At 61.3% G+C, this 20,856-nt stretch carries 16 protein-coding genes and 4 pseudogenes; 13 read left to right on the top strand and 7 right to left on the bottom strand.

The features are described from left to right. Positions 1 to 344 (top strand): annotated as a pseudogene (locus tag ACFFWD_RS30095) (type VI secretion protein); the annotation flags it as partial. A gap of 495 nt (positions 345 to 839) precedes the next feature. Here the strand turns inward: ACFFWD_RS30095 and ACFFWD_RS30090 are convergent. Further along, a complete protein-coding gene (locus tag ACFFWD_RS30090; protein WP_376971525.1) occupies positions 840 to 1,088 on the bottom strand; it encodes a hypothetical protein in 249 nt (82 codons plus the stop codon). 56 nt (positions 1,089 to 1,144) lie between these two features. After that, complete coding sequence (locus ACFFWD_RS30085) at positions 1,145 to 1,342, bottom strand: hypothetical protein (RefSeq protein ID WP_376971523.1); 198 nt, start codon at positions 1,340 to 1,342, stop codon at positions 1,145 to 1,147. Positions 1,343 to 1,507: 165 nt separating this feature from the next. On the opposite strand from ACFFWD_RS30085, the gene ACFFWD_RS30080 reads away from it, so the two are divergent. Beyond that, positions 1,508 to 1,750: a hypothetical protein gene (locus tag ACFFWD_RS30080; protein WP_376971521.1), complete on the top strand. Its 243-nt coding sequence runs from the start codon at positions 1,508 to 1,510 to the stop codon at positions 1,748 to 1,750. 154 nt (positions 1,751 to 1,904) lie between these two features. Here the strand turns inward: ACFFWD_RS30080 and ACFFWD_RS30075 are convergent, their stop codons facing one another. Continuing rightward, on the bottom strand, positions 1,905 to 5,075 hold the full coding sequence (locus tag ACFFWD_RS30075; RefSeq protein ID WP_376971519.1) for an efflux RND transporter permease subunit: 3,171 nt from the start codon (positions 5,073 to 5,075) through the stop codon (positions 1,905 to 1,907). 527 nt (positions 5,076 to 5,602) lie between these two features. Between ACFFWD_RS30075 and ACFFWD_RS30070 the strand changes: the two genes are divergently transcribed. Then, the gene (locus ACFFWD_RS30070) at positions 5,603 to 6,196 is read left to right on the top strand and encodes a hypothetical protein (RefSeq protein WP_376971517.1); all 594 of its coding nucleotides are present in this window, start codon (positions 5,603 to 5,605) and stop codon (positions 6,194 to 6,196) included. A 718-nt stretch (positions 6,197 to 6,914) separates the two neighbouring features. On the opposite strand, the gene ACFFWD_RS30065 is transcribed toward ACFFWD_RS30070, so the two are convergent. Then, a complete protein-coding gene (locus tag ACFFWD_RS30065) occupies positions 6,915 to 8,312 on the bottom strand; it encodes a phenylacetate--CoA ligase family protein (protein ID WP_376971515.1) in 1,398 nt (465 codons plus the stop codon). Between the two features lie 161 nt (positions 8,313 to 8,473). Here ACFFWD_RS30065 and ACFFWD_RS30060 point away from each other — a divergent pair, with 161 nt between their 5' ends. Both ACFFWD_RS30060 and ACFFWD_RS30055 read left to right on the top strand, forming a co-directional pair. Beyond that, positions 8,474 to 8,869 (top strand): hypothetical protein, encoded by a 396-nt coding sequence (locus ACFFWD_RS30060; protein WP_376971513.1) that lies wholly within the window; start codon positions 8,474 to 8,476, stop codon positions 8,867 to 8,869. Between the two features lie 27 nt (positions 8,870 to 8,896). After that, complete coding sequence (locus tag ACFFWD_RS30055; protein WP_376971511.1) at positions 8,897 to 9,385, top strand: hypothetical protein; 489 nt, start codon at positions 8,897 to 8,899, stop codon at positions 9,383 to 9,385. Between the two features lie 859 nt (positions 9,386 to 10,244). On the opposite strand, the gene ACFFWD_RS30050 is transcribed toward ACFFWD_RS30055, so the two are convergent. Then, complete coding sequence (locus ACFFWD_RS30050) at positions 10,245 to 11,015, bottom strand: GntR family transcriptional regulator (RefSeq protein WP_376971509.1); 771 nt, start codon at positions 11,013 to 11,015, stop codon at positions 10,245 to 10,247. A gap of 122 nt (positions 11,016 to 11,137) precedes the next feature. Between ACFFWD_RS30050 and ACFFWD_RS30045 the strand changes: the two genes are divergently transcribed. The 6 genes from ACFFWD_RS30045 to ACFFWD_RS30020 all read left to right on the top strand — a co-directional run bounded on the left by ACFFWD_RS30045 (position 11,138) and on the right by ACFFWD_RS30020 (position 18,195). Continuing rightward, positions 11,138 to 12,013: a fumarylacetoacetate hydrolase family protein gene (locus ACFFWD_RS30045; protein WP_376971507.1), complete on the top strand. Its 876-nt coding sequence runs from the start codon at positions 11,138 to 11,140 to the stop codon at positions 12,011 to 12,013. 127 nt (positions 12,014 to 12,140) lie between these two features. Continuing rightward, a complete protein-coding gene (locus ACFFWD_RS30040) occupies positions 12,141 to 13,763 on the top strand; it encodes an FAD-dependent monooxygenase (RefSeq protein ID WP_376971505.1) in 1,623 nt (540 codons plus the stop codon). Next, the gene (locus ACFFWD_RS30035) at positions 13,760 to 14,962 is read left to right on the top strand and encodes an FAD-dependent monooxygenase (RefSeq protein WP_376971503.1); all 1,203 of its coding nucleotides are present in this window, start codon (positions 13,760 to 13,762) and stop codon (positions 14,960 to 14,962) included. The genes ACFFWD_RS30040 and ACFFWD_RS30035 overlap by 4 nt, the downstream gene beginning before the upstream one ends. After that, on the top strand, positions 14,959 to 15,834 hold the full coding sequence (locus ACFFWD_RS30030) for a VOC family protein (RefSeq protein ID WP_376971501.1): 876 nt from the start codon (positions 14,959 to 14,961) through the stop codon (positions 15,832 to 15,834). Before ACFFWD_RS30035 ends, ACFFWD_RS30030 begins: the two co-directional genes overlap by 4 nt. A 63-nt stretch (positions 15,835 to 15,897) precedes the next feature. Continuing rightward, complete coding sequence (locus ACFFWD_RS30025) at positions 15,898 to 17,124, top strand: ABC transporter substrate-binding protein (RefSeq protein ID WP_376971529.1); 1,227 nt, start codon at positions 15,898 to 15,900, stop codon at positions 17,122 to 17,124. 69 nt (positions 17,125 to 17,193) lie between these two features. Beyond that, positions 17,194 to 18,195, top strand: a complete 1,002-nt coding sequence (locus tag ACFFWD_RS30020) for an NADP-dependent oxidoreductase (RefSeq protein ID WP_376971499.1) — start codon at positions 17,194 to 17,196, stop codon at positions 18,193 to 18,195. Between the two features lie 306 nt (positions 18,196 to 18,501). Here ACFFWD_RS30020 and ACFFWD_RS30015 read toward each other — a convergent pair. Beyond that, positions 18,502 to 18,675, bottom strand: a pseudogene (locus tag ACFFWD_RS30015) (ATP-binding protein); the annotation flags it as partial. Between the two features lie 583 nt (positions 18,676 to 19,258). On the opposite strand from ACFFWD_RS30015, the pseudogene ACFFWD_RS30010 reads away from it, so the two are divergent. Next, positions 19,259 to 19,864 (top strand): annotated as a pseudogene (locus tag ACFFWD_RS30010) (amidohydrolase family protein); the annotation flags it as partial. Then, positions 19,861 to 19,998, top strand: a pseudogene (locus tag ACFFWD_RS30005) (LysR family transcriptional regulator); the annotation flags it as partial. The pseudogenes ACFFWD_RS30010 and ACFFWD_RS30005, both read left to right, overlap by 4 nt. 5 nt (positions 19,999 to 20,003) lie before the next feature. Here ACFFWD_RS30005 and ACFFWD_RS30000 read toward each other — a convergent pair. Next, entirely contained in the window at positions 20,004 to 20,318 is a 315-nt protein-coding gene (locus ACFFWD_RS30000) for a Rossmann-fold NAD(P)-binding domain-containing protein (RefSeq protein WP_376971497.1), read from the bottom strand. Positions 20,319 to 20,856: the final 538 nt, after the last annotated feature.

Genomic DNA, 20,856 nt, shown 5'->3' with positions numbered 1-20,856 from the left:
CCGGCCCGGCCGCATCCGCTCGTCCAGCGCACAACGCGCCAGACCCTTCGTCGCGCAGGCACTCGCCGCCGCACAGAAGGCCGGCGCCCAGGTCTCGCGCTCCGGCCGGATCACGCCCGGCAATCGCTCGACCTTCGGGCGCGGGGGCGAACCGCATGCGTGCGCGCCAACCGCCTGCTGACCGGCCGCTCGCGCATCGTCGTCATCAAGACCCGCGCCGTGCGGCATCACGCGCGCGCCGCGCCGCTCACCTGAACTATCTGCGCCGCGAGGGCGTCACCCGTAACGGGGAGAGGGCTCGGCTGTGCGGGCCGGAGACCGACGAGGTGGAGGGCCGTGCCTTCTTCGAAGCGGCGGCTCCAACCATTCATGCCCGCATGGTCGCCGCAACGGATCCTCTGTTCACGACGGGAGACCTACTGGGTGCCGTGTCCAGTTGGGGGTCAGTTTTGATTACGGCAGGATGGTTGGCTTTGAACCTCGCCGCCGCAGGCGCATACTCTGCTGATGATGCTCGAGCAGCAGCCGACTTTCATGGCGCGAAAAATCCCGGGGCCGGCTGGGGGATCGATATCTTGTGGCCCGATGGGGAGACGGAAGTCGTGAAGGGCTTTGTCACTGAAGCCGACGCGGTTAAGTGGATTGCTGAGCACTCCAAGGCGGGGCTGGAAGCGCGCCCCTCGGACTCAGGCACTTGAGATCATCCGATAACCCATCCCGCCGATTGGCGCGTCCCTCCGGCGGGAACCTGCTGTTTTCTTCTGCTCCAACCGTATCGCGACCAGCCGGCGGAATGGCCGCCAGGCGACCGGCGACGTCGGCTTAAAGGGTCGGGCCCTTCACTCGGTCAAATGCTTCAGGAAAGCTTCGCAGGCCGTCTCCGCCTCAGCGAACGTATCGAACGGCGATCCGCCCACCCTGATGGCAGGCTTGTTCAAATCGATGGGACGCCATGAGGCAACAAAGCCGGGCTGTCCGTGGAGGCCAGGTCCGCTGCGGCTCTCGTGGCTGATCACGAACGAATAGCCACGATCGCTCGCGCTCCAGATCTCCAAATCGCTTGTCGCGCGGTGAAACTGCAGGGCCATTTCACCCTCCACCGGAGGGGCCAAACTTGGTCCTCTGCGGTCATCGAGATGGACGCTTAACCTGCTTTTGTGCGGCTGGCCGCGTCAGCCTCCCGCGCCAGCCGTTCTGCCTTGAGGCGCTCTCGATTATCGTGGAACGCTTTCTGCGCTTTGGCGTAATCGGTCATAGCTTCCTTCGCCCTGACCGCTTTGAATACCTTGTGGGCTTCGCGTTCCGCCGCCGTCGGTGCCCGTCGGTCTCGGTCGTTGATCATGGTTGACCTCCCCATTTGGGCTCAACAAGTTAACGCATAGAGCTGGCTTTCGATCCGATCGGGCAGGGGGCGACGAACTTAAGGGGCTGCATCCGTCGATCATTTTCGGTTTCGGGCGCGCCGCACCTTAGCTGGTTCGCCGAAAAGTCGTATGAGGCCACGTTATTGGCGGATCACAACGGTCCGCCTTATGACCAGCGGTGGCTCACCCTGAGCTTCGCAACGAATCCAGAGGGCCAGCGGGTAAGCCGTTTCAGCCTCGCGATTTACTCCAGAGATTTTGTTGAGCCGGCGCGAATGATGGTTGAAACCGACCCCAAGGCGGCCATCCAGGCTTTCGGGGCCGCGATGCAGGTCGCTGAGATCGAGCGGCGGCAGCCTACGGAGACCGACGAGGCGGCGGCATAGACCGGTTCTGCGGGCGTCGCTTTCGCTACATCGCCCGCCGAGGCCCGCGCGCTTAAGGCGCGGCGGGCCTCCTGTGTCGGGACTCGCATTGATGGACTACGGAACCACAACGCCCTGATCATATCCGCCAGTGCTGGGGTTCGCGACGACAGGGTCATTCCGCGGGTTCGAGTGCGGCGCCCGGGCGGATCGCATGTCGATGTCGTCGGGAGAACAGTCCGATCAAGACTGGAAGCGTCAACAGGACAAGGGACGGGGCGAGCAAGATGCCGCCGACGACGACCAGCGCAAGCGGTCGTTGAACCTGGGAGCCGATCGCGGTCGAGAGTGCGGCGGGAAGCAATCCGACACATGCTGCGTTACAGGTCATCATGACGGGACGGAAACGGGTTTGGCACGCCTCGGAGAGCGCCACGAAACGTTCTTTGCCCTCCTCCAGCAACTGGTTGTAGTAGGAGAGCAGGATGATGCCCTCCATCACTGAAATACCGAACAGCGCAATGAAACCGATCGCCGCCGACACGCTGAACGGTGTCCCGGTGAGCACGAGCGCAAAGATGCCGCCGACCATCGCCATCGGGATAACGGAGAGACCGAGCAGCGTGTCGATAAGCGACGAGAAGTTGAAATAAAGCAGGACGCTGATCAGGAGAATGGTCACCGGCACGATGACCTTGAGCCTCGTGATCGCATCCTGAAGGTTACCGAACTCGCCAACCCATTCGAGGCGATAGCCGGCAGGCAGCTTGACCTCGTCGGCGATCTTGCGCTGGGCTTCGAGCACGGCCCCGCCGAGATCGCGGCCCCGGACGCTGAATTTGATGGGAAGGTAACGTTGCTGCTGCTCGCGGTAGATGAACGAGGCCCCCGAGACCAGGCTGACCCTGGCGACTTCCCTCAATGGAATCTGCGTCACGGTATTGGTCACCGGATTCTGCGCGCCGATGGTCAGCCGGTCGATCGCCTGTATGCTCTGCCGGTAGGGCTGTGCGAGCCGCACAATGATCGGAAAATGTCGATCGCTGCCTTCCTCATACGCGTCACCTGTGGCCTGCCCGCCAATCGCCGTCTGGATCGCTGAATTGATGTCGCCGGGGGCAAGCCCATAGCGTCCGGCCGTAAAGCGATCGATATCGATGCGGACGGTCGGTTGGCCAAGCGAACTGAACACCGAAAGATCCTCGATGCCGGGTACGGTCTTCATCACCGACTTGATCTGATTGGCCACTTGCGTAAGCGTCGCGAGATCGCCGCCAAACAGCTTGATCGAGTTCTCGCCCTTGACCCCGGACACGGCTTCCTGGACGTTGTCCTGAATGTACTGTGAGAAGTTGAATTCGATGCCCGGAAATCCTTCCGCCAGCTTCTCCGATATCTCGGCTGTCAGCTTGTCCTTGTCGACGCCGTCCCGCCAGGCGCTCGCCGGTTTCAACGGGACGAAGAACTCGGCGTTGAAAAATCCGGTCGCATCGGTGCCGTCGTCCGGGCGCCCATGTTGCGATACGGTCGTTTCCACTTCCGGGAATTCCATGATCACCCTGCGGATCTGATTGACAAATCCGTTGCCCTCTTCAAGCGCGACGGAGGACGGCATCGTCGCCCGAATCCAGAGATTGCCTTCTTCGAGATGCGGCAAGAATTCCAACCCCAGCGACCGGCCGGCAAAAACCGCGAGCGCGAGCACGAGCGCGGTCACCGTCAATGTCACGATCCGGTTGGACAGGACAAATTGAAGCACCGGCCCGTAGAGCCGCCGCAGCCAGCGAACAACGAATGTTTCAGTCTCTTCGACGCGTGGAGGCAGCAGCAACGCGCCCAAGGCCGGCGAAACCGTGAAGGTGGCGAGCAATCCGCCCGCCAGAGCATAGGCATAGGTTTTTGCCATCGGACCGAAAATATGGCCTTCGACCCCGCTCAGCGTGAACAGCGGAACGAAACCAACGATGATGATGGCCGCCGAAAAGAAGATCGCGTGATTAACCTCTGTCGCGGCGCGGTAGATCGTCGCGAGCTTGCCGGAGAAGCCGGGCGGAGCGGCGGTTGGGGTTTCCGTCTCGCCAGACGGATGACGCGCGCTCGCTTCGGCGAGATGTCGATAGATATTCTCCACCATGATGACCGTGGCATCGACAATGAGGCCGAAGTCGATGGCGCCGACCGACAGCAGATTGGCCGATTCGCCCCGAAGCACGAGGATGCCGATCGCAAAGAACAGCGCGAAAGGGATCGTCGCTGCGACGATCAATGCGCTGCGCAAATCCCCCAGAAAGATCCACTGAACGAAGAAGACCAGAATGATTCCGAAGATCAGGTTGTGCACCACCGTTTCGGTCGTGATCTTGATGAGGTCGCTGCGGTCATAGATGCGCTCGATCTTCACGCCGGGCGGCAAGATTCCCAGTGCATTGATCCTTTCGACCTCGGCCTCGACGCGGCGGATCGTGGGCAGGCTTTGCTGACCGCGGCGCATCAGCACGATGCCCTCGACGATATCGTCGTCATTGTCCTTGCCGGCGACGCCGAGACGGGGTTTGTTGCCGACGCTGACCTCTGCAATATCGCTGACACGCACGGGATTGCCGCCGGTCGACGTCAGCATCGTGTTGCGAATATCCTCGATCGAATGGATCAGGCCGACACCACGGATCACCGCCGATTGCTGACCGATGTTGACGGTGTTGCCGCCGACATTGATGTTGCTGTTGTTCAGTACTTGCACGACCTGCGGCAGGGTCAGGCCATTGGCAATGAGTTTGGTGAGATCGATGTGGACGTCGAACGTCTTGCTCCTGCCTCCCCAGCCCGTGACGTCAATGACTCCAGGCACGGCGCGGAACCGTCGCGCCAGCACCCAGTCCTGCAATGTCTTGAGGTCCATCACGCTGTAGTTCTGCGGACCCACAAGCCTGTAGCGGTAGATTTCCCCGATCGGGCTGGCGGGCGATATCGTCGGCTGCGCCTGGTTGGGCAATTGAGGCAACTGGCTCAGGCGGTTCAGGACCTTTTGTTCGGCCTCCTCATAGGTCAAGTCGTAGGTGAACTGCAGCTTCACGTCGGATAGGCCAAACAGCGAAATCGTTCGCATGGTGGTGAGGTAAGGAACGGGGGCGACGGCCGTTTCGATCGGGATCGTGATGTAACGTTCGATCTCCTCGGCCGACTGCCCGGGATTCTGGGTCACAATGTCGACCAGCGGCGGCACCGGATCCGGATAGGACTCGATGTTCAATCGAATGAAAGCGATCGTGCCCGCAAGCAGAAGCAATCCGAATAGTACGACGACGAGTATCCGAAACTTCAGGGCAAAGCCGACGATCATGTTCATGAACTGGCGTCCCGACCTGGTTGGCTCCGGGCGCGCGCGCTGTTGCGGCATCCGGGCCTTGGCTGCCGCTTGCCGCGTGATGTACGAACAGGTGTCCTGCTCGGCGACACGACCATGTCGCGCGCGATCAACTCGACAGGCGATCGCATTCCTAGGGTGTCAATGACGCGCTGGGCGTGCGCGTGCCATCTGCGCCGGACGATGCTGTCTGAGACTCTGCCCAAGACGATTACGTCTCCCGCCGATCTTGGAATGGTGCTCCATGGTGCCGCGACCATGTCGAGCCATCACGCGATGAATGCCTGGGACACCACAAGACGATGCTTGCCCGTTCGAGCATACATCCGACCGCGCGGTCCCCCTCCACAGTTAGAAACTGTTTATCTGATTGAGCTGACATCATCCTTACGGAGATCGTCCGCATGGCTTCAATCGTTCGATGCGCGAGCATGCGGACTTTGAAGACGACACGGCTGCAGGATCGGTCGACGTCACGCGGCGGCGCATGGACGGAATGATGCGCCGCAATGAGAATCGCTGCGATTGCGGATGTCGAAGATTCTCCGAGCCGGTTCGGAGGATTGGAGTATATTTCGGCAGGCATTCGGATTCGAGAATGCGAGGGGCAGTCTCTCTATCCGGAAAATGCTGCCATGCTGATCCGTGTTCTTCTGAGCATGCTGGTGTTGGTCCTTGTGTCGGCCAGTGCGGATGCCTTTAGCACAACCGCAGGCGACAGATGGTCGGATCTGAGGGACGAACGCCTGCAGCAATTGCCTTCAGCTGTTCGCGCGGCACTTCTCAACGCCCAGAAGGCGTGCGGCGAAGAGCGCATCAGCGTGCGGAGCGGGTTTATCCGCTATCTGAAGAATACGAATGGAAGCGAATTGATCGCACTCCATTTCGATCAGTTTCATTGTGCCAATCGGTCGGCCCTTTGCACCTCGAGCGGATGCCTGCATCAGATCTTCCTTGCTCGCAGGGGCGTGGTTCATCGCGAAGTCTGGCATGGCCATGTTCAAGAGGTTGATTTGACGGACCGGGGCGGCCGGATATTCGCAAACGTTGCATGCGACGGAGGATATTGTGCTGTCAATCGGCATTTCAAAATTGATCCCTGATCGGGGGCCAATTGTGCTGCCTGGCGGCGAGTGTTGGCGGCAGCGCTCGCAGCATTGCGGCCGTGCAGCCGGAGCGCGATCGGCTCGGAGCGAGGAATGGTCGAGGGATTGCGAAAAGCTAGGCTGCTAGAATGACCACGCCACCCTTCTCAATCGACGTCGCCGGTTGACCCATATGCGACGGTCGGCAGTTTGGTTGCAACGATCACCGTTCGTGCGATTGCCGGAGGAGCGGCCGTAGTTTGTGCGGTCCCAGAGGCGGGAAGCGCTATCGCGCCGAGCAACAATAGTCCGGTTGTCCTGAACTCCTGAACTGCATGATTGCCTCCTTCCCATCCCGATCACATTGAACCACGCCAAATTCCAGGAGCGCTGTCCCATGCCCATCGCAGGTGTCAGATTCAACGACGGCATCGAGGTCATCCAAGTGCCGGCAAACCACGCCGCCTGATCGCCTCGTCACCCACAATCCCGCATAGCTCGCGGCGTTGAGTGGGCCGGGAATATCGTCTGTCGCCCGATCCTGGGCGGACTGCACCATCAATATGGCCGGATTTGATTTACGGTAGGCACAGGCGTGATCAGCTCACGCGCCATCCTGGCCGGACCACTACGTCCGTGTTTAAGTTTTCGGTACACACAACGGGATCGCTTGTCCTTCCCAATTGCACAACCGCCGCTGCCAAGCTCGGTTCCCGAGTGTCGCACACCCACACACTCAGCGGTCGATCTCGCAGACAAAGTCCTCGAACTTCCCGGCGGCGGTGCGGGGGATCTCGTCGAAATAGGCAAAGACGACGCGGAAGGGAGCGCCGAGTTTGGTGCGAACCCACTCGGCCAAGCGCGCCTCCGCATCGGCCCCGAGCGCCCGCGTGACTGCCAAGCGCAGCTCGATCAGATCGGGCGCCTTCTGGACGAGCTGGTACTGCCGGATCCCGGGGGCGATCTCGAGCATGGACTCGATGTTAGCCGAAGACAGCAGCGGCCAGCGCCGCTGGCCGGACGGCATGATCAGCATGTTCTGGGTGCGGCCGAGAATTCGGTTGATCACCGGCAATCCGCGTCCGCACGGGCAGGGTGGGCCGACCTCGACAAAGTCGCCGATGTCATAGCGGATGAGCGGCATGGCCAGGTTATGGAGGGAGGTGACCAGGAGCTTACCGACCTCGCCGGGCGCACAGGGTTGGCCCTCCTCGTTCACAACCTCCACGAACACGTGTTCGGACTGGATGTGGTAGTGCTCGTGGTCGGGGCATTGCAACGCGATGTAGCCGATCTCGCGGGTCGAATAGATGTCGACGAGCGGCACGCCCCAGGCGTGGCGGACGGCGCTTCGGACCTCCGGCTTCAGGTTCTCCGAAATCGTGATGACCTGCTTCAAGCGGGGCAGCTCAACACCGTGCTCGCGACAATGGACGGCCAGGCGCTGCGCGATAGTGGGATGGGTCAACAGGTAGTCGGGATCCTGGCGCCGCAGCCATTCGACCTGGTGCTCGACCGGCGTCGTGATGTTGAGGCTGGCCATCGGTCCGGTCTTGAGGATGGTGGCGCTCGAATAGCCCCAGCTCCCGGACCGGGCCCCGTCGGGGTAGAGCGCTTTGCCCGCGCCGCTCTCGCGCAGGGTCGCGAAGGTGCCGCGGAAGTCGCGGCGGTGCCAGAGATGGTCGCGCACCGTGAAGGCGCTCCACATCAGCTCCCAGAGCTGCGTGCGGACCGAGCGGATCGGCTTGCCGGTCGAGCCCGAGGTGTAGATCTGCCGCAACTCCCCGTGGCCCGGCGGCAGCGCTTGCGTGATCATCGTCTCCTCGGCATCCGCCGCTTGGATCTCCGCGCGGATGAGCGGGGCAATGCGCCGCCAGACCGTGGGCCAAGTGTCGTCGGCCGGGAGATCGCCGAGGTCGCGCAGCCGCTCGCGGTAGAACGGCACGTGGGTGCCGGCATGGCTAAGGAGCACCTTCAGCTGGTCGCGCTGACGCCGCGACACCTCTTCCGGGGCCCACCACTGGCTCTGCTCGAGCTGGAACAGGATCGCAAGGAGACCGGCGCCGGTGGGGGCCGGAATCCCGGGCCAGGCGATCCCGGCAATCGCCGAGTTGACGGAGAGGGGGGCTGTCATGGTGCGATCTCTCGCGGGAATTCCTTCCCGGTTCAGCCCGTGCGGGCCATTGTCCGGTCGGCCATGGTCGGTTACGGACCAAGGAACCGTCAAGGTCTTACCCCGTTGAGAGGTTAGCAGTTAGCGTGGGAGTTAGACGCCAGGAGTAATGGAGCCCCCGCATGAAGACAGTTCTCCTCAGCGTAGCGCTGCTGGGTGCCGTCACGGCCAGCGCAACCGCGGCGACCGGCGGCGCCATGCGCCCTGGCGCGCAACCCGATGCCCTGGCGACCGGGGAGGGCGGCAATGGCGCGGGATCGGTCAAGCTGGCGAGCCTCGTGACCTCCACATTCCTGTTCGTGCCCGATGCCGTCCAATCACCGCTGGTCGCCGTCGGCGAGGGGGGAGAAGGGGGGTACGGACGCCGCAGGTATCGGCACGACAATTACCCGGACTATTACGAGCCTCGTTACTACCGCCCCTATCCCGGCTATCCGCCGTATTATGCCCCGCGACGCTACGGCCGGCCTTATTATGGCCACCGGTATTACCAGCGGCGGTATTTCGAGCCGTACTGAGTCCGACCGCGTCGGGGGTGGCAGGGGTTGGCGAAGGTGACGGGTAAGGGCGGTGCGGTCGGCCGCGACCGGAAATTGATCCTCCTCACTCCCGGGCCGCTGACGACGGCAGCAGCCGTCAAAGCCACGATGATGCGCGACTATGGCTCGCGCGCCGATAGCCCCGGGATCGGCACGATCGTGGTGTGGCGACATCACGTCGGCATCATCACGAGCCGCACCAGCGATGGTCGTTGGGTCGTCAAAAGTGGCAATTACGGCCGCGGCGTGGGTGAGCGTGCTCGGTCTCTTGCTGGCGCGATTCGCGTTCAGGCGGCCTTGACGCGCAGGCCTTCCTCGCCGCCAACAGGCCCGAACGCGAAGCAGCGACATCGCTCCTCGCTTGAGCGCCTTCGCGGAGTTGAAGCCGCCGGTACCGCGGAAACCGAGCCCTCGATCTTTAGCTCCCAAAAGCACAAAGTCGTTCGAGTTCGCCCTTGGGGAGCGGAATATCCAGCCGCGCCGCCTGCACCCTGATGGCAGTCGCGCTATCTCGACAATCTGCTCAAGCGCCAAAATCTCGGTCACAACCGATGCTTGCGGTTGCGTCCTGATTTCGTACAGATGCCGAGTTCTCTCAGGCATGCTCATCAACTTAGCAATGCACTCGTCGAGTGTGCCGTCGATGACCATGTAGGGAGACTGATCTTCGCGACGTGCATTGGCGAGCGACGGCCACTTGTAAAGCTTGGTCGGCGCGTTGAAATCTACTCGCTGCGTGTCAGTCATATCGGTCTCTATGCTCGCCCTCTGCCGATCAACAATTGGAAATCCGCAGTTCAACGAAAATTACATGTCGCGAGCCCCGCAACGAACGGTGCTGACGATCCGAGTCAGCGCCTATTACCGAAGAGTGCGCGAGCATGGCGCCGAAGGCGCGCTCCTGTTCGACGACGTTGTTTGCAAACTACCGACGTCTGAGGTCGACAGGCCGGATGCCGTTACCGAGCCAGCCAGATAGAGAGCGGTGGCTGTTGGCTGCTCACGGTGGCCGCACCGGCCGGTCGATCGGCGAGGAAGAGGCTCACGGCGAGGACGTCGCATTCGCCGATAGTCCTCTGGATTGCTTACTCAGGTGGAATGAGGCAAAACTAAAGATTCAGTTCGTGCAAGAATATCGCGTTGAAAAATAAATAAAAATATGGCGCACCCGACACGATTTGAACGTGTGACCTTTGCCTTCGGAGGGCCGTGGTCGTCTGCTCGGCCGATCACGGAACAGCGCTTTTCGACCAGCTGCAAGAGTCGGGTGTTGCGGCTTCCCGCAACCAACGATCCCGACACTCCCGCAGTCACCGCGGCGATCTTCGGAACAATGAGCTCTTCGGTCGCGACCTCAGACGGATAATGCGCCGCGCTTGGGCTTCCGAGGCAGGCTTTCGGGCGCATGAGCCTCATCTGGTTTTGCCGTTGCGGATTTCGCAGCCGGCTCGCGCCCGGACAACACAGCGTCGAGGACGATTTTGGCGGTCAGTTGCAGGTGCGCGTTCATCAACGCGACCGCGCGTTCGCTGTCCCGCGACAGAGCGGCCTCCGCAATCTCGCGATGTTCCTTATCGAGATCTCGATCCACCTTGGACAAGGGACCGGTAAACCACCGGTAGCGTGCAGAATGATTGAAAAGAACCGCCCGCAGATGAAGAAGCCAGGGGCTGCCGCAACCCGCTGCGAGAACTTCGTGAAAGATCTCGTGAGCCTTCGCATATTCGTTGCTGTAGCGACGCGCAGCCTTGTCGGCCCATACCGGCGTATGCGTCAGACGATGCAGAGCGGCGACCACCTGCGATTGCCACTCGACTCCACCTTTCTCGATCGCCCCTCGAAGGCACAGCGCCTCAATGCTGCATCGAACATCGGTGAGATCGCGAAGGGCATCGGCCGACAGTGGCGCGACACGGAAGCCTCGCTGTGGTTCGCTGACGACAAACCCCTCCGATGCGAGGCGCGACAGTGCCTCACGCACGGCGCTCGATCCGACCGCAAAGCGACGGCACAGATCGTCGATCTTCAGCTTCTCTCCAGGCGCGAAGTTGCACGCGAGCAGCTCGGAGCGAAGCTCCGCATAGGCTCCGTGGGTGAGGCTCGTGGGTGATTCCATGATGCGCATAGCCATAGCCGACGAAATGAATGAAGTCACTCATAAATGTGCATTATAGCAGAATAGTGCATTTTATATTGCAATATGCATTTTTAATGGTACGGTGGATCGCACACGGAGGAAAACGCCCCATGCGCTTCATTGCCTATGAGAGAAACGGAACGCGCGGCCTCGCAGTGGCCGATCAGGCCGGCCGGCATTGGGGGCTTGATGAGGGCGGAGATGGCAGACTCGAGCGCGCGATTGCCGGCGGGAGGGACGCACTGCAGGATCTCGCAGCGGCCCTTCTCAAGGGTGAGCCGATCGATCCGGAAGCAGTGAACTTCCTTCCTCCGCTGTCCTCGCCCGGCAAGATCATCTGTGTGGGGTTGAATTACGCGGACCACACCGCTGAGAGCAGCATCCAGCAGCCGGACTACCCGACGCTGTTTGGCCGGTTCGCGTCGAGCCTCATCGGCCACGGTGCGCCGATCGTGCGGCCGGCCGTCTCGGAAGCGCTCGACTATGAGGGAGAGCTTGTCGCTGTCATCGGGCGCGGCGGCCGCCATATCACCCGGTCCGCAGCCCTCGACCACGTCGCGGGATACTCGATCTTCAATGACGGCACGGTCCGCGACTATCAGTTCCGCACGCCGCAATGGACGATTGGCAAGAATTTCGACGGCACCGGAGCGTTCGGACCTGCATTCGTCACGGCCGACGAGCTTCCGCCCGGCGCCAGCGGCCTGAAACTCGAGACAAGATTGAACGGGACGGTGATGCAGAAGGCGTCGACTTCCGATCTCGTCTTCGATGTCGCAACCCTGGTCGCGCTGATCAGCGTGGGCATTACGCTGTTCCCGGGAGACACTATTGTCACGGGCACACCGTCCGGCGTCGGCGCCGCGCGCAAGCCGCCTCTCTATATGAAGCCGGGCGACGTCTGCGAGATCGAGATCGAGGGATTGGGAGTGCTTCGCAATCCGATCGTGCAGGAAGTCGAAGGCGCAGCGCGTGCGGCTGCCTGACCCGCGGCTTCGCTCAGTCGCGTGGAGGCGAGGTCTTGACCAGAGTCGATAAGCGCACTGCCATGTTCTGATCGGCCGTCATTCGGTGCCGGCAGCACGACGTAGATCGTTCGCCTCGGAGGAAACAATGAAATCGGTTCCGGTTTTGATTGCAGGAGGTGGTCCTGTCGGGATGACGCTTGCGAACGTCCTGGCCCATTTCGGCATCCGCTCCATGGTGGTCGAGCGAAATGCGACGACGACCCGCCATCCGAAGATGGACATCACCAACAGCCGCAGCATGGAGCTGTTTCGCCGGTTCGGCCTGGCAGACGCATTGCGCAATGTCGCGGTGCCGGAAGATCATCCCTTTGACGTCTCCTGGATCACAAGTCTCGCCGGATATGAGCTGCATCGCTTTCGGTACATGGCTCCGAGCGAGTTTCGAAAGCAGATCCGCATCAAGAACGACGGCACCCAGCCGCTCGAACCCCCGATGCGCGTCTCGCAGGTCGAGATCGAGCCGGTTCTGAAGAAAGCCATCGACGCGCGTCCGGAGGTCGACGTGCGGTTCGGCGTCGCCTTCGAAAGCTTTGAAGAGAAGGATGATTGTGTCGTCGCGGTGCTGTGGGAGCAGGGGAGCGGCGCCCAGGAGCAGGTCAGCTGTCAGTATCTGATCGGCTGCGACGGCGGTTCCAGCCGGGTTCGGGCGGGGCTGGGCATCCCGCTGGAAGGGCAGTCGCGCGTCGGCGAACTCTACATGATCCACTTTCGATCGACCGAGCGAGACCTCCTGCAGCGCTGGGGCGTTGCCTGGCACTACCAGTCGCCGCTTGGAACGATGATCGCCCAGAACGATAATGATATCTGGACCGTCCATGTGCCTGTGCTTCCGGGTCAGGACGCGAGCAAGCTCGATCCACGCGCGCTCGTCGAGGCCTATGCCGGCCGGCCCTTCGCCTTCGAGATTCTGGTCGCGAATGCGTGGACGCCGCACCTTCTGGTCGCCGAATCCTATAGCAACGGACGTGTCCTGCTCGCGGGCGACTCCGCGCACCAATTCATCCCGACAGGCGGCTACGGGATGAATTCCGGGGTCGGCGATGCGGTCGACCTCGGTTGGAAGCTGGCGGCGACGCTGCATGGCTTCGGCGGGCCCGGCCTGCTCGCGTCGTATGAAATCGAGCGGCGTCCCGTAGCGGCACGCAATCGCGACGCATCCGGCCGCCACATGCAGGTGCGAATGCAGATTGCTGAAGCCTACGGAGCGTTGCTGGATTGCGACAACAGCGAAAATCCGGTGCGCCGGGCGGAAGTCGGTGCAGAGATCGCCAAGCTTGGCAACGCCGAGAACGAATGGTTCGGGATCGAACACGGCTTCATCTATCAGGGATCGCCGATCGTCGCTGACGGGTCGACCGCTCCCTTTGCGTTTGATCCTGCCATCTACAAGCCGACGACCAGGCCTGGCGCCCGCTTGCCCAGTGCGTTCTTGAAAGACGGAACGGCGCTCTACGATCGGCTGGGCCCGTATTTCACGCTGATTGATTTCCGCGGAAGCGATCTGTCACCCTTTGTCGATACGGCGGCGCGACGACGGATACCGCTGTCGGTCCTGCAGCTCGACGAGCCCGACCTGAAGGGTGTTTACGGACAGGACATGCTGCTCGTGCGGCCCGACCACCACATTGCGTGGCGGGGAACAGGCGGCAAGACGCCAAACGCCGATGCGATCCTCGCGACGGCTCTCGGTTGGGGGGCGGAACGGTGAAGCCGCTGCATGCTCTTGTGATCGGCGCCGGTATCGGCGGTACGGCGGCAGCCATCGCGTTGCGTCGGGCCGGTCTCCACGTTTCCCTGTTCGAGCAGACGATGGCGCAACGCGAGGTTGGCGCGGGCATTCAAATCAGCCCCAACGCCTCCCGGCTGTTGGGCCGCTACGGGCTTGGCGACGCCATGGCGCGGGCCGCCGTTCGTCCCTCCGCGGTGGTCTTTCGTCGTTGGCAGGACGGCCGTGTCTTGGGGCGCGAAGAACTCGGTGACTCGATCGAGAACCGCTATGGGACGCCTTACTACCATTTCCACAGAGCTGACCTCATCGCCCTTCTGGCCGACGCGTTCGGTCACAAGGAGATCAAGCTTGGACGACGTCTGGTCGACGTCGAGCAGGACGAAAGCGGTGTGACTGCCCGCTTTGAGGACGGCACGTCCGCGCGCGGTGATCTCCTCATCGGGGCCGACGGAATCCACTCCCAGGTTCGCGAGCGCCTGTTCGGTGTAGAAAAGCCGCGGTTCTCTGGGCAGATCGCGTACCGGGGGCTCGCGCCTGCCGAACGCGTTGCGCATCTCGGCCTTCCGCATGAGGTCACCAACTGGGTGGGGCCGGGCGGGCATTTTGTTCACTATTTCGTTTCATCAGGTCGATTCCTGAACTTTGTGGCGGTCAGCGAAGAGGCGACATGGACGCGGGAGCAATGGTCCGATCGCGGTTCGATCTCCGACGCCGCGAAGAAGTATGAGGGGTGGCATCCGCAACTTGCGACGATTCTCAACGCGGTCGACGAGACGTTCAAATGGGCGTTGTTCGATCGCGATCCACTTCCGCAATGGACACAGGGGCGGGTCGCGCTGCTGGGCGACGCATGCCATCCCATGCTGCCTTACATGGCGCAGGGGGCAGCGCAAGCCATCGAAGACGGCGCCGCGCTGGCGGCCTGCCTGAAACATGCAGCCCTCGACATTCCGTCGGCGTTTCGGGCTTACGTCGCTTCGCGGAAGCCGCGCGCGACCGAAGTGCAGGAACGGTCCCGCGCCAATTCGACGAGCTTCCACCTGCGGGATGGACCACAACAGCAGGAGAGGGATCACCTCTTCGCCACGCGAGGTGTGCGCGGCAGCCCCGAGGCAATGAACAAACTTTATGGCTACGACGCAGAAGCCGTCGCGGCGACGCTGGAGGAAAAACCATGACCCGCGCGTTCCAAATCGCCTATGTCGATCTCGATACGCCTGCCGCGGAACAGGAGATCGCCTATTATGATCGGGTGCTCGGCGCAACGCCTGCCGAGCGAGGATCAGACGGCCGCGCGTATTTCAGTCTTGGTCTCGATCACCACAACATCACCGTCAAGCCGGCATCCGAGAAGCGCCTCACGGCGCTTGGCCTGAGGATCAACCAGGAATCGGCCGACGACACGGTGAAGTCGCTCCGCTGCCTGGGTCTGTCGGCCGAAAAGAAGAGCGATGCCCGGCCGGGCGTTCCGGTCCTGGTGGAGGTCGACGTTGCAGGGCACACGCTGCATCTGTTGTCTGACATGGCCATGCCTGGCCCTGGCTTTCGTACTTCGGGCGTCGTTCCAACGCGGCTTGGACACGTCGCGCTGATCACGCCGGAGGCCGACAAATTCGTTAAATTCTGTTCGGCCATCGGGTTCCGCACGACGGATTGGTTCGAGGGGATCGCGACGTTCCTGACTTGCAACCACGATCACCACGTCCTCAACGTCATTGGTGCGCCGGAAACCCGCCTTCACCACCTCGCCTTTGAGCTACGCAGCCGCGCCGCACATCACGACGTGGCGGATTTTCTCGCGACGCAGGGCCATCCGATCCTCTGGGGTCCGACGCGGCACACCGCCGGCCACAACCTCGCTTCCTATCACTACGACCCGAGCCGTTTTCTGATCGAGCTCTATTCCGACATGGACGTGCTCGTTCCGGAGCTCAACATCTTCGAGCCGCGGCCCTGGCATGAAGCGCTGCCCCAACGTCCTCGGGTGTGGACGATCGATCAGTTGACGACGTGGGGGACTCGTTTCGAGTTCGACTTGAAGACGGCCTGACCATCCGGCCGTCGGTTGTTGAAGCACCAAGTCGAGGGGAGAGAGATGTCAGGGAATGCGCGCATACCGGGCGTTGCTTGTTTGGGTGTCGTGGCAGCGATCCTTGTTTGTTTATCTATCGCGACGCCAGGCAGTGCTGAGGAGAAGCGTTACGATACCGGCGCAACCGATACGACAATCAAGATCGGCAATACCGCGCCGTATAGCGGGGCGCTGTCGTCGAACGGCATCATCGCCAGAACGGAAGGCGCCTATTTCAAGATGATCAACGATCAAGGCGGGGTCAACGGCCGCAAGATCGAGTTCATCTCCTACGACGATGCGTATAGTCCTCCCAAGACGGTGGAGCAGACGCGCAAGCTGGTCGAAGGCGACGAGGTGCTTCTTCTCTTCAATCAGCTCGGCACGCCCACCACCATGTCGGTCATCAAATATGTCAACGCCAGGAAGGTGCCGCAGCTGTTCATCGCGGCCGGTGGAACCATCTTCGGCGACCAGAATACGTATCCCTGGTCGATGGGCTTCCAGCCAAGTTATCAGAGCGAAACGCGCATCTACGGCAGGTACCTGCACGACAACTATCCCGACGGAAAGATTGCCGTGCTCTCGTCCAACGACGATTTCGGGCGGGACAATATCAAGGGCTTGAAGGATGGTCTTGGCGATGCGGTCGGCAACATCGTCGCCGAGGTTACGTATGAGACCAGCGCGCCGACGATCGATTCCGAATTGGTGAAGCTGAAATTCTCGGGCGCAAACGTCTTCGTCAACTTCGCCTCGGCGAAATTCGCGGCGCAAGCCATCAAGAAGGCAGCCGAGATCGGTTGGAAGCCCGTGCATATCCTGCATGGAAATTCGCAGTCGATCAGTGCAGTCCTGAAACCCGCCGGCCTCGACAACGCCAAGGATATCATCACGGCGAGCTACAGCAAGGATCCTGCGGATCAGGCCTGGATCGATGATCCGGGGTTGAAGAGATTTTCCGAGTTCGTCGACAAGTACATGCCCGGAGAGGACAAGACCAACTTCTATCTGGTCTATGGGTACAATGCCGCGCAGGCGATGGTCGAAGTCCTCAGTCGGTGCAAGGATGACCTCACACGCGCGAACATCATACGGCAGGCCGAGGCGTTGAGCCGGGTTCACCTCGACATGCTGCTTCCGGACGTGACGTTGAGCACGTCGCCGGCCGACCACTACCCGATCGAGCAAATGCAATTGCAGAAGTTCGATGGACAGAACTGGGTGAGGTTTGGTTCTGCCATCGAAGGGACACCCAGCGAGAAATGATGCCTCGGGTCCCGCACGGCGAAATTGGCTGATGGAGCAGCGATCTGGGAGAATGGAAGGAAGATGCCAATGACGAACCGCCAGATCTGGCTACGCTCACGTCCGAACGGCATCCCGCAAGCGGCAGATTTTGATCTTCGCGAAGTCGAGTTGCCGACCCTGTCGGATGGCGAATTCCTCGTTCGCAACGCCTATCTCTCGGCAGATCCCGCGATGCGCGGATGGATCGCAGACAAGAGCACCTATTGGCCAAGAATGGAGGTGGGCGACACCATGCGGGCATTTGCCGCGGGAGAAGTCGTGGAAACACGCAATCCCGCCTACGACGTCGGCGACCAGGTCATGGGCGTATTCGGTTGGCAGGACTACGCTGCGGTGAAGCAGTCCGAGGTGATGCGCAAGGTTCTGGAATCCGATTTGCCGTTGTCGCTGTCCCTCGGGATACTGGGGCTTAATGGGCTAACCGCATATTTCGGCCTGTTGGATGTTTGCCGGCCGAAGCCGGGTGAGACAGTCGTGGTTTCCACGGCGGCTGGCGGTGTCGGCTCTGCTGTTGGACAGATCGCGAAGATCAGGGGATGCCGTACGATCGGATTTGCCGGCGGGCCTGAGAAGGTCCGGCAATGCATCGAAGACTTCGGCTATGATTACGCAATAGACTACAAGGCGACGAAGGATATTGATCGCGTGCTGGCAGAGCATTGTCCGGAAGGGATTGACGCATTCTTCGACAACACATCGGGAGCGGTCCACGACGCTGTTCTTCGCCGCATCAATCTGGGGGCGCGAATAGCGATCTGCGGTACCGCCTCCTACGCGAGCTGGGATCCCTGGAATGAAGGGCCACGCCCGGAGCGGCATCTGCTTGTCAAACGGGCGATCATGCAGGGCTTTCTCACGACCGACTTTGCGGCGAGGTACGAGGAGGCGGTGGCTGCGCTCGCTGGCTGGATCCGAGAAGGACGGCTCAAGTATCGAGAGGACGTCCTGAACGGAATTGAGGCCGCGCCAGCATCAATCGCAATGCTCTATGCCGGCGAGAACCGCGGAAAACTCATTATCAGATTGTAGCGGGCCATTCGAAAGGCATGGATCGACCGGACCGGTTTACGCGGCCGATCGGTGTTCGGGACGCCAGGAGCCGCCCACGTCAACCGGCAACCATCAGCGAATGCCGCTATCGGTGGTTGCGCCTCCCCACAACCACTTTTGTTATAACTCGCTCTCCGTCCCGGTCTAACCGCCGGGACAGTTTAGCTTTTGCACGAAACCAGGGGCGGGTTGCGTACAGCGTTGATCCAGAATCGACGGATGAGTGTCAAACGCCATCCGGAACTGCACCCTTTGCGTCATGAAGAACTGCCCCCACCATCGGATTCATGATCTCGGTTGAAGGTTGGCTCCGCCGGTGACGGGGCGGAGGGAGGCGGAGCCGACCGGCGGGCGGCTTGATGAGGCCGCTCTCTTGGCGCGGAGCCGATAGCTGTCGCCGCGGATGGTCAACACGTGACTGTGGTGCAAAAGGCGATCGAGGATCGCATCGCCTAAAGCGGGACTGCAATCCGAATGGCGAGCGAAGAAAAACGCTGAGCTCGAAAAGATTGTCATCGTCTCTGAGAAGAGGGCAAAACATGCCTTTCGCTTCGTCAGCTGTGCCTTGGCTTATCTCTGCTCGAGATTGCAGAGCAATTTCAATAACATGTGAGTTCGCAGTTTTGTTCTGAATGGCGCGCCAGCGGCTCTAGGAGCCCTGTTAGATCAAATCATCACGCAAATCAGGGCTTTGTCTGCTCTCAGGTGGTAGCAGAGGCCAGTAGCTTTTGATGCGCGCGTTGATGGGACTGATCAAAGACAGACGCGGGACGTATTACGCGCAGAAGCGTGTACCTGAGCCGACGAAATTTCATTTTCTTCAAATGTCGCTTCCACAGGCTGCCTGTGCTGTTGATGCAGCTTAATGCGACGCACCCGGCTGGAATTACCAGCTTGACTTGATCACGGACCATTCGCTGCGTGGCTGGGGACGTTGAACGACGGTTCGGCCGCCTTTCGAGCGGTAGTTGATCGCGCGCCGTGGGGGTCGGCCATCGGCTTACGGTGAAGCGCTGCGTCCTGGATCTTACGCGCGAAGTCTATCCTCCATCTCTACGACCGCGCGATGCTCAATGCCGCGGCGCTACGTGCCGTCGGCTACACCAAGGACACGCCGGAGCCTCCGGGCGGCGAGATCATCCGCGATGCGAAGGGCAACCCGACGGGGCTCCTGCTCGCCAAGCCGAACGCCAACATCCTCTATGCCACGCTGGCCAAAGGGCCGAAGCTGCCATTCGAATACCAGGTCAATTCGACCCGCCACTTCATGCGCGAGCTGAACCGGCTCGGCGTCACGGGCGCCATCGACGCGGGCGGCGGCTTCCAGAACTATCCGGAGGACTATGCGGTCATCCAGAAGCTCTCGGACGAGGGGCAGCTCACGATCCGCCTGGCCTACAACCTCTTTACCCAGAAGCCGAAGGGTGAAAAGGACGATTTCCTGAACTGGACCAAGACCTCCAAATACCAGCAGGGCACCGATTACTTCCGCCACAACGGCGCCGGAGAGATGCTGGTGTTCTCGGCCGCCGATTTCGAGGACTTCCGGGTCGCGCGCCCCGACATGCCGCCGGAGATGGAAGGCGAACTCGAGGGCGTCGTTCGCATCCTTGTCCAGAACAAATGGCCATGGCGTCTGGCCGCCTCCAGGCTGTCCTTGCGAACTATTCAGCGCCGCCGCTCACCCTTTACGCGGTGTATCCGCCGACCCGACATCTTGCCGTCAAGGTTCGCCTCTTCATCGATTTCCTCGTCGATCGGTTCGGGTCGGGCGCCGGCTGAGCGCGCTAATCTGTATTCCTTTCGCGCGACAAGCGATTGCCGAGCGCAAGGCCGTATTGGTAGAGGGCGTTGCCATAGTCCAGTTGCAACCGTTCGGTCGATTGCAGCGCGACGTCGACATTCGCGCGTGCCGATTTCAATGCACGTGCGAGAACCGAGGCCTCGTAAGCCGCCTTGGCGGTCCCTCCGGCCGTGTGAGGCCGCACCACGAAAACTGCGTCGCCGGTCAGCAGGACGCGGCCGAACAGGGTTTTCGGCACCGTCACGTCGAGGATGGTCCGAAGGAACGGATCCGGCGTCTCCGAGACCAGCGCGGCCATCTTTGGATGGATCTCGCGCAATGCGCGTGCCCTCAGATCGGCAACGGCTTTTGCCGATGCCGAGCCGCGCGGAATCGCTGCGAAGGCGGCTGCGGCTAGTCTCGAGTCAGCTGTCGAAAAAGCGCTCGCCAACACGACTGAGCCAGCGCGACGTGAGCAACTGGAGAAGCTCGCAAAGGTAACGAGCGGCTTTGGGAAATCGGTGATATCGTCGGGTGTTGAAGCGCGTGAGGCCGCCCAAGTGAGGCGGTCTATCTGGGAGGAAGGCCATGGGATGGTTTAGCCGGAAAACATCGATAGCGGGTATCCAAATATCCAATTGGATACTCGTTCTGGTGGCTCTCGTCGTAATTTGGATTATCTATCGCTCTGCAACATGACGGTGGTTGCTTCCCCCTACGCCGTTGCTCACGTCGCTTCAGCCATCCAATTATCTTGTCAGCGCAATCGATTTCGGAGGCGAGGCGTTTATCAGCGAGCTAGGACGAATCCACATTCAACGGAGCCAAATGCAGATTGCGGCGAGGTGGACGAAGGC

The organism is Bradyrhizobium erythrophlei, from assembly GCF_042430365.1.
GTDB classification, from domain to species: domain Bacteria; phylum Pseudomonadota; class Alphaproteobacteria; order Rhizobiales; family Xanthobacteraceae; genus Bradyrhizobium; species Bradyrhizobium erythrophlei.
Note: the sequence above shows the minus strand (reverse complement) of the source record. Positions and strands in the feature narration are given on the sequence as shown.